Genomic DNA, 14,091 nt, shown 5'->3' on the forward strand with positions numbered 1-14,091 from the left:
CCCACCGCACCCCCGGCCCCCCCCCCCCGCCCCCCCCCCCCCGCGCCGACCAGGCCGACGCCGCGCTCGACGACTCGCTGCGCGAACTCGACGCCGTCGACGCCGATCTGGCCGCGCTGGAGTCCTACCTGCGCGCCCAGCGCGAATTCGAGGCCACGCAGGCGGCGATCGCCGCGAGGTTCGAGGAGCTGGCGGCCAGGGACGCCGAGGCCGCCGCACGGCGTGGCGACGAGTCCGAGGCCGACTTCGCGATGCGGGCGGCGGACCTGGCCGCGCTCGAGTCCTTCCTCGCCGCGCAGCAGAAGTTCGACGCGCTGCGCGCGGAGCTGGCCGAGGCCACGCAGGTGCGGGTCGAGGACCTCGACGCCGAGGCACTGGCCGACGCGCGGGCACTCGCGTCGTACCTGCGGGCCCAGCAGGAATTCGACGCCGCCCGTGCGGAGATGGCGGCGCGGTTCGCGGCCGCGGTCGAGCGCCGGAGCGGGGAACAGCCTGTCAGCGGGGATGATTCGGTCGACGACGGTTCGCGGCACGAAACGCCTGCCGAGGGAACCTCCCGCGATGAGGACAGCGATGGCGATCCGGCAACGCCAGGGTCCGAGCGCGACGGCTCACGCGATGACGACGACTCGGGCGAACCGCCCGCGGCGAGCACCGCTCCCGGCGGCCCGCCGTCCAAGCCGCCGTCACGGCCGCCGACGGCGCACAGCCCGGAACCGGAAGAGCCGTCGAAGAATTCGTCGCCACTCGACTTCGGGATGCCGAAGCCGCCGGCCGAGCTGGCCGTGCCCGGCGACGCCGCGCTGGGTCAGCCGGTCGGCGACGGTGCTCAATCCGACACCGGTGCCACACCCGAACGTGCCTACCAACGCCGGGACTTCCTCAACGACGTCCACCAGTTCCTCCAGGAACTGAGCGACCTGCCGCCGTCGGCCCACGCGGATACGCCGCCGTTGACTCCGGAGCAGGCCGAGCAGGTGCGCAGGCTGGCCGAGGCGATGGGCCTCGGTGAGGCGCTGACCGGTCAGCGTGATCCGCTCGGCGCGCTGGCCGAGATCGCCGATATGGCGCGGGCGCGTGGATTCCTGGACAGCGCACTGGATCCCGATGCCGAGCTCGGCGAGCCGATGCGGTATCCCGACGACTACGAGCCGCTCGACCTGGACGAACTGCAGGACGGCCTCGACCACTGGCGCGTCGAGGGCGACCCCGAAGTGCGGTCCGAGATCGCCGAGGACCTGCGTCGGGCCGGGCTCGACGACGACGCGCGCCCGGCGCTCGGCACAGATCCGGAGCCGAATCCGCAGGCCACGCCGTTGCAGCCGTCCGCGATCCTGCCGCCGGAAGACGGTGCGCGCCAACCCGGCAGCCCACGGATCGAGCCCGCGCAGCAGGCGATGGATCGCCTGGCCGCCAGGTTCGGCGTGGATCTCACCGATCCGGGTGCCCTCGATGCCGCGCGGTATCGCCAGTTGCTGCGGGCGGGTGCGGTCGAGGCGTTCGCCGCCGCGGTGCGGCATGCCGAGGCCGCCACCGATCCCCAGCAGCGTGCGGTGCGGGAGGCTGTCGCGCGGCGGTGGGCCGCTCGATTGGGCCTGCCCGCCGATCCCGGTCTCACCCGCGCGGCCGACGACATCAACCGGCTGCGGGCCGCGGTGACGCGCGATGCCGGGGATATGGCGCATCTGTATCAGATGGTGCGCAACGAGCCCGACGACCGCATGATGTCGCTGGATGTCGACGGCGAGAGGGTACTGGTGCGGCTCGTGGCCGACGGGCCCGACTCGTGGCATCTCGAACCGGTCGCGCATCGCGAGCCGAAGCCGTTCACGACGACCGCCGAGAAAGCGGTCGAGGTGCCGCCGAAGAAGAACTGGCTGCGCAGGCTCTGGGACCGGGTCGTCAACCGGGGCTACTACGGCGAGAACCCGAAGTACCCGTCGGGTTCCAGCATCGATGGCGCCGGTCAGTCGATGCTCGGCCACAGCGCCGGGCTGCCGCTGACCACGGTCAAGGACTCCACCCCGAACGCGCCCGGCGGCGAGTACGACCAGCTGCAGATCAAGTTCAACCCGGCACGCATCCTCAAAGAGGGTGTGCTCATGTGGCAGAACCGTGAGCTGGTGCCGATCCTGCGGCACCTGTCCTCGCGGATCGCCGACCAGGCGGGCGAGTTCCTGCCGCTGCGCAATCTCGACGGCACCGAGTACAAGCCGTGGATCTCCGACGCCGATCCGGAACTGCGTCGCCAGATCGAACAGGACCTGCGCGACGCCGGGCTCGAGCATCTCCTCGAGCCGGAGAGCCTGACCCCGCAGGAGCTGGCCGCGCGGGAGCCGAAGGAACTGCCGGAGTCCGCCGACCCGGTGCGGATTTCGAGTGAGGGCGAGGAAGTACCCGCCGTCACCGAGCCGCTGCCGCCGTGGCTGCGTGAGGTGGTCGACGCCGTCAACGGGCGGATCTCCGACGCCACCGTGCTCGAGGCGCTCGCGCACGAACTCGGGGTGCGGATCACCGATTTCAGCGAGGAAGGACTGCGCAAGGCGCTCGCCGAGGCCGAATACCGGCTGCTGCGCCGCGACGGCGTGATCCAGGCGCTCGAAGCGGCCGCGCGATTCTTCAACGCCGAGAACGCCGAGATCCCCTTCCGGCCCGCCAACTTCCACAGCAAGGACCCGCTGGGCGCCTACCTCAAGGAAGTCGTCGCGGCCAGGGGCGACGAGTTCGCCTTCGACATGCTGAACTCGCGCGGGGTGAACAACGGCGGCGAGCTGCCCAGCCTCTGGGCCGATCTCGCCGACGACGGCAACGATCCCACCGTGCTCGCCGAGGACGCGCGCAAGATCTTCGACGACGCGCTGCGGCGCGCCGGGCTGCGCGACGAGCGGTCGACCTGGGCGCATCTGGCCGGCGCCGATCTCGAGGCGCTGGTCCGAAACCTCGACGCCGAGATCGCCGCGCTGCGTGGTCAACTCGACGACAACATCGGCAAGTTCGGCGAATTCACCCGGCGGGTGGCCGATTTCGACGACAGTGACACCGGCGACCGGCTCGTGCTCGACGCCGACAACGGCAGGATCGCGATCGTCGACACCGGCGCCGGCCATGAGGCCGCGCTGGCCCGCGCGCTGGCCGAGGCCGACGCGGACTTCATCGACCGGCTCAACCGCGGCGAGATCGACATCGAGATCCGGGTGGTCGGCATCGACGCGGACGGCCGCGTGCACCTGCTCGAGGTCGACGCGCCGGAAATCCGGCACCTGCGCACCGAGGTCGACGGCCGCACCGTGGACGCGACGACGGTGCGCGAGGGGAACGGGCCGTGGCGGCTCGTCGAGCTGCCGTCCCGGGTACCCGAAACCGGCACCGACCTGTCTGTCGTCCCGGAGGACGCGAATCAGCTTGTCCGCGAACCTCGTTCGCTGGCCGAGGTCAGGGCCGACATCGCCGAGGTGGCCGGTCGGCTCGGCATCGACGATCCGTCGAATCTGTCCGCCGAGCAGCTCGACCGGTTGCTCGCCGAGCAGGAGCGCGCCAATCAGGTGCGGGCCCGGCAGGTCGAGGGCCTGGTCGACTACGCGCGCAGTGCCGACGCGATCGACAACTTCAACGCGCTGCACAACGTGCGCAGCGCGCTGGCGCTGCGGTTCGGTGTCACCCCGGAGGCGCTGAGCCCGGAGGTGATTGCCGCCGGACTGGCCGATCCCGCCACGCGGGTGGAACTGCATCGTCAGCGATCGGCGAACCTCACCGAGTACGCGAAACTGCTGCGTGCGCTGGATCCCGCCGCCGTCGACGCCGCGCTCGACGCACTCGCCCCGCACCTCGGGCTGCCCCGTGGCGGACTGTCGCTGGACGCGTCGGCGTTGGCCGAGGCGGTGTCGAACCGGGCCGCACGCGGCGCGCTCGACGACCTCAGCGGCCCGCTCGCCGACTATGTGCGCGCGCTCGCCGAGATCGATCCGTACGCCGAGAACTTGGTCTACAACCCCGAGGCCGACCCGCGTGCGCGGGGCGAGGACCCGCCGGTGCACCCCGGCGACGCCCTGGACTTCCTGCGCGAGGTGGGCGCCGACAACCTCACCGACCGATCGCCATTGCCGCCCGCGCCCGAGGACGCCGTCCCAGGCCCGAGTCGTGACCACGCGCGCCTGCTCGGCGTCGACCTGACCGATGCCGACGACCGGCGCGTCGCCCAGGTCTACGAGTGGTTCCGCGACGGCCGCATCGACAAGCACGAACGACTCACCCTCGAACAGCTCGCCCAGGTCCACGCGGAGATCCGCGACGAGATCCGGCAGCGCGCCGCCGATATCGCCCGGCTGCGGGAGCTGCTCAACGAGCCGTTCGTCACCGACCCGGAGCTCGGCGGGGCGGACACGCCCGCCCTGGACCGTGGACCGACCGACGGGCCTGACCCCGACGGGCCACCGGCTCGTCCCACCGCAGGTCCGCCGCCGACCGGGCCGGGAGCGCCGGTGCGCCCCGGGCTGCCTGCCGGCCCAGAGGCCGACGGCGACAACGGAACTCCGCCTGTCGACAATTCACAAGATCGTCCTTCCGTCGAGCACACCGATCCCCCCGAATCCGGCGATCCTGCTGCCGAGCAGGTCGCGGCGAACCACGAGCAGCGCCCGGAACCACATACATCGCATCGCGCCGTGGCCGTGCCCGACGCTGCGGCGCACGTGGCCGTCAACGCCCGGATACGAGAGCTGTTCGCCGCCGATGCGGTGCGGGCGGTCGCTGAACTCGGCGTCGAGGACCCGGCCAGGTTCACGACATCGAGCCTGGAGGACATCACCTCGTCGATCCGCGGAAGCCGGACGGACCAGCTGAGGGACTTGGAAGCGCGCCGTATCACAGGGCGGGTCGAGGAGGCCTCGCGTGCCCGGCTCGCCGAGGCCAAAGAGGCCTCGCGGCTCGTGCGTCGACTGGGCTGGGTCGAGGATCGGTTGCGGTGGGCACGTGAGGCGGCCGATGGTGGCGAAGGGCTGCGGCCACGGGCGCACCGGTGGTCGCGCGGGAGCACACTCGACATCACCCCGGCCTCCGATGCGGACGCCGATGTGCTCGCGGTGTCGGCCGAGCGGGCGGCGGCCTATGACGAGCTCGCCGCGGGCGCCCGGCAGATGGGCGTCGACCCCGCGGGGCGCAGCCTCACCCAGCTCGCCGATCGAATGCGCGAGCTCGGAGTCGGCGGCCGTGAGATCGAGGCCGCGTTCGAGCGGGCGATCCGTTCCGGTATCGATCCTGACGACACGATGGCGCGGGAGAGCGCCGAGAACCTCGCGGTGCGTGGAGTGCTCGGCGCGCTCGGCGCCGAGCACACGAGCGACGGGCTCGGTCTGGTGCCTTCGCTCGCGGACGGGCTTGTGGTAGTCGGCCGGTTCGCCGATCCGAATCTCGCGGCTCCGACAGCGGCCGACGCCGCACAGAGATTCGATACGCGGGTCCGCTATCTGCACGTCGAAGTCGATCAGGCCGGTGTGCGGGTACACGAGCTGCTGGCGTCGAGCACCGCGCTCGCCACCGTGCGCCGATCGCCGGCCGGACAGTGGCCGACGGAGTCGCTGCGACTTCGGTTGCTGCGCCAAGCATTCGACCTGGTCGGTGCCGTGCCTGGGGACGGCGGCCACTGGCCCCCGTCCCAGCGCGATCTGGGGGAGTGGAGTCGACGCGATGCCCGCGAGATCGCGCGCGTCCTGGGTGAGCGTCACGGCGTCATCACGCGCGGGCTCGATGCGACCGGTGTCGACCCGGACGCGGTGCGTGACGCGGTTCGCGCCTTCGACCGGCTGAAGACGAAATACCCGTGGGTGCACGTCACGGCGGTGACCGTGAAAAATCTCGATGTGGACGAGCGGGAGGCTCAATTCTCACATCGTCCACCTTTCCTGCCCGGCGGCAAGGCGAAGGCCGTCATCGGCCTGACCATGGACTTCCTGCGCGAGTTCACGGCCGAGACGCCGACCCGCTTCCACCCACCCTCGATCGGTTACTCATCCGCCTACACCGCGATGACCCACGAATTCGGGCATGCCATGGACTACACGGGCCTGCTCACCGATGAAGACGTGATGGACGCACTGGTGAGTGGGTATTCCGCACAGCGCGGGGAGTTCGTGCAGGCCGACTTCGACGATTGGCTGAGTGCGCTGAGCGGCTACAGCTTCGAGGACTCCGGTGCCGGGCCGTTGAATCCCACGGAGGCGCTGGCCGAGGCTTTCGCCGATGTCGAGCTCAACGGTGTCGAGGCGACGGAACCGGCAAAGGTTCTGCACGCGTTGCTCACCAGCCGCGGCGAGCAGCGCGCTGCCGAGGAGTCCCACGCGTTGCCGCCGGCGGCCGACTACGGCGACGCGGTGGCCCGGCGTGACCGCTTCGCGGCGCGGATCCAGGAACTGACCAACGGTCTGACGGAGTGGGTCTCGCCGGATCGGCTGGCGCCGACGGCGATCCGCGACACTGTCGCCCACCTCGCCCATGTGGTGCGCGCGCCGGAGGAAATGGGAATCGTCACCTCGCTGGGCAGGATGGCCGAGCTGTACGTCTTGGCCGCCGCCGAGGTCGACGCCATGGCGGTGGACATGGTCGTGGGTGGCGACGGTGCCGTGGGCGACCTCGCCGACGGCCCGGTGGCGCACGATGGCTCATCCGCGGACCCGGCCGCTCGGCGCGCGGAGCTCGACCGACTGCGGATCGAGGCGGTCGAGGCACTGGGTGAGCACGATGCCGCCATGGGGCGTGGCGACGAACTCGTCGCGGATGCCGCGCGTGATCGCGCCGATCGGATCGCCGACAGCTTCGCGGACGCCGCAGAAGCGGACGCCTTGCTGACCGCGGGTACCAGAATGATCGCGACGAAGATCGCGGTCGGCGAGGATCCGCCGACGCTCTTCATCGTGGGCTGGGCAGAGGGTGATGCCGAGCGGGCCTTGCGCACGGAGATCGCGCTCGAAAACGCCGAGGTACTCGCGGCGCTGCGGTCGCCCGGAGCGAACTGTGTCGAGCTGCGAATGGGTTTCGACGCCGACGGGCCCACCATCGAGCGGCTGCCGATGCGGACAGACACCGACGCCTCGGCGATCGGTGAGGATCCGCAGGCCTCGCTGCCCGGTGACGGCGATGATGTCGAAGGATCGCCCGGTGACGGGGACGCGGGCGATCCGCCCGTCCCTGATACCGCACCCGGCGGCCCGCCCTCGAAGCCGCCCGCGCACCCGCCGACCGCGCTCAGCCCGGAACCCGAAGAGCCGTCGAAGAGTTCGTCGCCGCTCGACAGCGGGCTGCCGAAGCCACCCGCGGAACTGGCCGTGCCCGGCGACGCCGACCTGATTCCGCCGGACAGCGATACGCCTGCCGAGCCGACCCGCGCCCAGCAGCGCAGCGACCTCATCGACGACGTGCGCCGATTCCTGCAGGATCTCAGCGACCTGCCGCCGTCGGCCCACGCCGACGTGCCACCGCTGACGCCCGAGCAGGCCGAGCAGGTGCGCAGGCTGGCCGAGGCGATGGGTCTCGGTGAGGCGCTGACCGGTCAGCGTGATCCGCTCGGCGCGCTGGCCGAGATCGCCGATATGGCGCGGGCGCGTGGATTCCTGGACAGCGCACTGGATTCCGGCGCCGAGCTCGGCGAGCCGATGCGTTATCCGGCCGATTACTCGGCCCTCGACCTCGATCAGCTGCAGGACGGCCAGGAGCAGTGGCGGGTCGAGGGTGATCCCGAGGTCCGCGCCGGGATCGCCGAGGATCTGCGCCGCGCCGGACTCGAAGAAGGCTCCCGCCAGGCACTCGGTGCCGAGCCCGAGCCGGACCCTGCGGCGAAGCCGCTCGACCCCACCGCGATCCTGCCGCCGGGCGACGGTACCCAGCTGCCGGGCGGGCCACGGATGGAATCCGCCCAGCAGGCGCTGGACCGGCTGGCGGCCCGCTTCGGAATCGACCTCGCCGATCCGGGTTCGCTCGATGCCGCCAGGTATCGGCAGTTGTTGCGGGCCGGTGCGGTGGAGGCGTTCGCCTCCGCGGTCCGGCATGCCGAGGCCGCGACCGATCCGGGGCAGCGGACCGTGCGCGAGGCGGTCGCCCGCCGCTGGGCGGCTCGGCTCGGGCTGCCCGCCGATCCCGGCCTGGTCCGTGCCGCCGACGACATCGCCCGGCTGCGCGCCGGAGTGACGCGCGATGCCACCGACCTCGCCCACCTGGACCGGCTGGCCCGCACCGAGCTCGACGACCAGATGCTGTCGCTCGAGGTCGACGGTGACCCGACGCTGGTGCGACGGGTCGAGGACGGGCCGGACGCCTGGCACCTGGAACCCGTCCCGCATCCGGAGCCGACGCCGCGCGCGCCGAGCACCGACAAGGCGGTCGAGGTGGCGCCGAAGCGGAACTGGCTGCGCAGGCTGTGGGACCGGATCGTCAACCGTGGCTTCCACGGCGAGAACCCGAAGTACCCGTCCGGCAACAGCATCGACGCGGCCGGTCAGTCGATGCTCGGCCACGGTGCCGGGCTGCCGCTGACCGCGGTCAAGGACGCGACACCCAACGCCCCCGGTGGCGAGTACGACCAGCTGCAGATCAAGTTCAACCCGGCGCGCATCCTTCTGGTGAGCATGGAGATGTGGCGCAAGCGCGAGCTTGTGCCGATCTTGCGGCACCTGTCGTCGCGGATCGCCGACCAGGCCGGTGAGTTCCTGCCGCTGCGGAACCTCGACGGCAGCGAGTACAAGCCGTGGATCTCCGACGCCGATCCGGAGCTGCGCCGCCAGATCGAGCAGGAGCTGCGCGACGCCGGACTGACGCACCTGCTCGAACCGGAAAGCTTGACACCGGAGGAACTGTCGGCTCGCCAGGCCGAAGCGCTCCCGAAATCCGAGCAACCGCAACAGCTCACCGATCAGCCGGAACAATCGCCCGAAGTCGCCGAGAAGCTGCCCCCGTGGCTGCGGGACGTGGTCGACGCGGTGAACCAGCGCATCGCCGACGCCACCGTGCTCGATGCGCTCGGCCGCGAATTGGGCGTGCGGATCACCGATTTCAGCGAGGAGGGTCTGCGCAAGGCGCTGGCCGAGGCCGAGTACCGGCTGCTGCGCCGTGACGGCGTGATCCAGGCACTCGAGGCGGCCGCGCGGTTCTTCAACGCCGAGCATGCCGACATCCCGTTCCGGCCCGCCAATTTCTTCAGCAAAGACCCGCTCGGTGCCTATCTGAAGGAAGTCGTCGCGACCAGAGGCGACCAGTTCAGCTTCGACATGCTGAACTGGCGCGGGGTGAACAACGGCGGCCAATGGGTCGACATCTGGCCGGACCTGAGCGACGACGGCGGCTCGGACACCGTCCACGCCGAGGACGCGCGCAAGATCTTCGACGACGCCCTGCGCCGCGCCGGGTTGCGTGACGAGCGGTCCACCTGGGCGCATCTGGCCGCCGCCGATCTGGAGGCGCTGGTCCAGAACCTCGACGCCGAGATCGCCCGGCTGCGTGGTCAATTGGACGAAAATGTCGGCCGGTTGAGTGAATTCACCTGGCGGGTGGCGGATTTCGACGACCTCGATACGGGTGACCGGGTGGTGGTCGACACCGAGAACGGCAGGATCGCGATCGTCGACACCGGTGCCGGACCCGAGGCCGCATTGGCCCGCGCGCTCGCCGAGGCCGATGCGGACTTCATCGGCCGGCTCAACCGGGGCGAGATCGATATCCAGATCAGGATCGTCGGCGTCGATGACCAGGGGCGTGTGCGTGTCAGCGAGGTCGACGCGCCCGAGGTGCGGCACCTGCGCGGCGAACTCGACGGCCGCACCGTCGACGCGACCATGGTGCGTGAGGGCACCGGCCCGTGGCGGATGATCGAGACGCCGCCCCGCCACGTCGAGCCGGACACGAACCTGCCCGCCGTCGCCGACGACGCGCCCCCGCCGGTACGGGAACCGCGTTCGCAGGCCGAGGTGCGCACGGATATCGCCGAGGTGGCGGGCCGACTCGGCATCGATGATCCGTCGAACCTGTCGCGCGAGCAGCTCACCGACCTGCTGACCGAGCTCGACCGGGCCAACCATGTGCGGGCCAGGCAGCTCGAGGCGGACCTCGACTACGCGCTCAGCGTCGACGCGATCGACACCTTCAACGCCCTGCACAACGCGCGCAGCGCGCTCGCCCTGCGCTTCGGTGTCGACCCGGCCGACCTCAGCCCCGACCTCGTGGCTGACCGGCTCGCCGACCCGCGCAGCCCGAGCGAACTGCACGGGCAGCGCGCCGCGGACCTCGTCGAGTACGCGGCACTGCTCCGTGAACTGAATCCGGCCGCCGTCGACTCCGCCACGGAAGCACTGGCACCGCACCTGAACCTGCCGCGCGGTGGGCTCCCGCTGGACGCGGCGGCCATGGCCGAAGCGCTGTCGAACCGGGCGGCGCGCGGCAACCGCGACGATCTCACCGGTCCACTCGCCGACTACATCCGGGCACTGGCCGAGATCGATCCCTACGCCGACGATCTGGTCTACAACCCGGACACCGATCCCCGTGCGGTGGGCGATGATCCGCCGGTCCACGATCGCGATGCCCTCGACTTCCTGCGCGAAGTCGGCGCGGACGACCTCACCGAACGGTCGCCGCTGCCGCCTGCGCCCGACGGCGCCGTTCCCGGTCCGAGCCGCGACCACGCCAGGCTGCTCGGCGCCGACATCACCGACGCCGACGACCAGAAGGTCGCGAAGGTCTACGACTGGTTCCGCGACGGACGCATCGACAAGCACGAGCGCCTCACCATGGACGCGCTCGCCGAGGTGCACCAGCAGATCCGCGACGAGATCCGGCAGCGAGCCGCCGACATCGCCCGGTTGCGCGAGCTGCTCAACGAGCCGTTCGCGACCGATCTCGAGCTCGGTGCCACCGAGACACCCGCGCTCGGTGAGGGTTCTCCCGACAGTGCGCCGGATCCCGACGGTTCGCCGCGCCCCGGTCTGCCCACGCCGCCCCCGGCTGTCCCGGGCGCGCCGGTGCGCCCCGGCCTGCCCGCCGGACCCGAGCTGGACGGTAACGAGACTCCGCCCGTGGGCAATTCCGACTCGAACGAGCCGCCCGCAGCCGGCCAGGATCCGGCCGCACCGCTGCTGCTGGATCCGGTCACCGATCCGGGTGACGCGGGGATCCCGGAGGGGCGCCGCCCCGCCGCCGAGCTCGAGAGCACCGGATCGCCCGAATCCGAGGCGGGGGACTCGCGCCCCCGTACTCCCACTGATCCGGATGCCGTTGTCGGCGAAGCGGATCGGAGCAAGCCCGGTCATCCGGTGAACGGCGAGGACAGCGCAGCGGGCGAGGATTCGCCGCAGCGGTCTTCCGGCGACCCGGATGCCGGTGCCGAGGCGGAAGCGAGTGGATCCGGTCGATCGCGCGATGATGCGGATGTCGTTGTGACGGGGGATCCGTCAGTGCCACCGGTGGTTCGTCCGGTGACCGATCCCGGTGATCCCGGGATCGAGGCGGGGCGTCCTCCTGCGGCCGAGGTCGATCGTGACGGCTCGGAGTACGGGGACGGATCGCGGCGCCGTCCTGCCGGCGACTCGGATCCGGCTGTCGATCCGAGCGAGGCCGACTCGGATGCGGATCCGGGTGAGGGCGGCTCGGATCCGGACAAGGGATTCGATCCGGACGGAGAGGGCGTTCCGCCGCGTTCTTCGGACGGCGATCGGCCCGGTGGGCGTCGGCATCTGCCGGGGTCGGCGTTGCGGTCGCACATTCCGCATCCGCCCCACGAGTACGAGGTGGAACTCGATGTGCCCGTCTTCGACGAAGTCGAATGGCCGGTGCCGCCACTGGATTTGACGCCTGAGCCCGAGGAACCCGAACCTCCCCGCCCGCCGGTCCCGCCGGTCCCGCCGGTCCCGCCGGTCCCGCCGGTCCCGCCGGTCCCGCCAAAGGTTCCCGAGCCTCCGCAGCCGCCGGTGCCTCCGCAGCCTCCTGTGCCTCCGCAGTTGCCGGAGTTGCCGGTTCCGCCGGTGCCTCCGCAGTTGCCGGAGTTGCCGGTTCCGCCTGTGCCTCCGCAGTTGCCGGAGTTGCCGGTTCCGCCTGTGCCTCCGCAGTTGCCGGAGTTGCCGGTTCCGCCTGTACCTCCGCAGCTCCCCGAGCTACCGGATCCGCCGGTGCCTCCGCAACTGCCGGAGCTGCCGGAGATTCCTGTGCCGCCGCAACTTCCGCTGCCGCCGGGCTTCCCGCCATTGCCTGTGCCATCGGAACCATCGGCGCCACCACAGCTTCCGCTGCCGCCGGGGTTCCCGGTACCGACGCCTACCGAACCGACGCCGAATATGCCGGTGCCGCCCGTGCCTACGCCGAACGGGCCGCAGGCGCCGTCCTGGCCGACGCCGCCGCCCCCGGGCGGTGCCGGCAGCGGCATGCCTCCACTGCCGCCGTGGGTCACCCAACCTCCGGGCTCGGGCCTACCTGCCCTTCCGGAGAACGGTCAGCCGTATGTGCCGGGAAGTGGTCAGCCGTTCGTTCCTGGAAACGGTCAGCCCTTCCAGCCTGGGGTTGACCAGCCGTTCACGCCGGACAACGGTCCGGGCTACCGGCCTGGGCCCGGCCAGCCGTTCGCCCCGGGCGATGGTCAGCCTTTCCAGCCTGGGGCCGGTCAACCGTTCGTGCCGGACAACGGCCCGGGCTACCGGCCTGAGGCCGGCCAGCCGTTCGCACCCGGCGATGGTCAGCCGTTCGTTCCTGGAAACAGTCAGCCTGGACCTGGGCACCCGTACGCGCCGAACACCGGACAGCCGTACTCGCCGGCCACCGGTCAGCCGTTCGTTCCTGGAAATGGTCAGCCCTACCAGTCGGGACCCGACCAGCCGTTCGCGCCGGGCAACGGTCAGCCGTATTCGCCGGGCGATGGCCAGTCGTTCGTGCCCGGAGGTGGCCGGCACCAGCTCGGAGCCGGTCAGTCGTACGTGCCGAATGAGGGGCAGCCGTTCGGCCCGGGTAGCGGGCAGTCGTCGGGTGACGGCCTGCCGAGCGGGCGTGGAAGCGGTCCGGCCCACCTCACGGGTGCCACGCCCGGCAACGGTCAGCCGTTCGTGCCGGGTACGGGTCAACCCGCGGTGACCGGAAACGAGCGCCCCTACCTGCCGGGCGGCGGGCAGCCGTACCCGCCGATCGACGGTCAGCCGGTGGCTCCGGGGAATGGACAGCCGGGCCAGGGTGGGAGTGGCCGGCCCTACGGGACGGCTGAGGGCTCGTCGTACGCGCCGGGGAGCGGGCAGTCCGCGCTCGGCCAGCCGCAGTCGCCCTATGGCGGTGGGCAGTTCGCGCCGGGTGGTGGACAGTCGCACCCGCCGGGTCAGGGTCAGGTGCCTTCACACGGGAACGGGCCGGCGTACCAGCCCGGGGCGGGGCAGCCGTATCAGTACGGCTCTGATCAGTCGTCCTCGTCTGGCACCGGACAGCAGTACTCGTCCGGCCCCGGTCAGTCGTACTCGGCTGGTCCAGGCCAGCCGTACTCGCCCGGGCACGGTCAGCCGTACACCGGACCGGGGCAGCCCCACGGCTCGGGTATCGGTGAGCCGTCGGGCGGGGGCAACGGCGGCTCCGCGAACGCGCAGTCCGGTGGTGCGCCGATGTATCCGCCGCCGATGATGCCGCCGAATGGTGGGCAGGGTGGTGATCGCAGGCCTTATCGCCCGGTGTATCAGTCGCCGGTCGAGCAGGCAGTGCTGCTGGTGCGTCCGTACGGCAGTGGTGTGGTGGCCGAATTCGATCCACGGTCGGGAGCGTTGCGCCCCGCGCCGCCGGGGCAACTCGGCGCCGATGGTCTCTACGGCGATCTCGACGGGGTGACGGTGATCTTCTACCGGCTCGGCGAGCGGCTGCTCGTGCAGGTGGGTAGCCAGCCCATCGATGTCACCGAAGGCGCGCACGTGGGCTGGGAGCAATCGGCGCAGCGGATGACGCGGTTCACCGTCGCCGTGCACGGCAGGCCGATGGGGGAGCTGATCTACCGCGCGCTACCGCCGGAACTGGACCTCGGCCTGCTTATCCGTAACGTGGTTGCCGATCCGGCCCACCGGATGTCAATGTTCAGCGACCGTGCCTGACCGATCGGAG

The 14,091-nt window shown here is 71.4% G+C and carries 1 pseudogene; it reads left to right on the forward strand.

What is annotated here, in order from left to right:
* Positions 1-14,081 (forward strand): annotated as a pseudogene (locus tag QH270_RS20820) (hypothetical protein); the annotation flags it as partial.
* Positions 14,082-14,091: the final 10 nt, after the last annotated feature.

It is taken from the genome of Nocardia neocaledoniensis (genome assembly GCF_029868625.1).
GTDB lineage: Bacteria > Actinomycetota > Actinomycetes > Mycobacteriales > Mycobacteriaceae > Nocardia > Nocardia neocaledoniensis_A.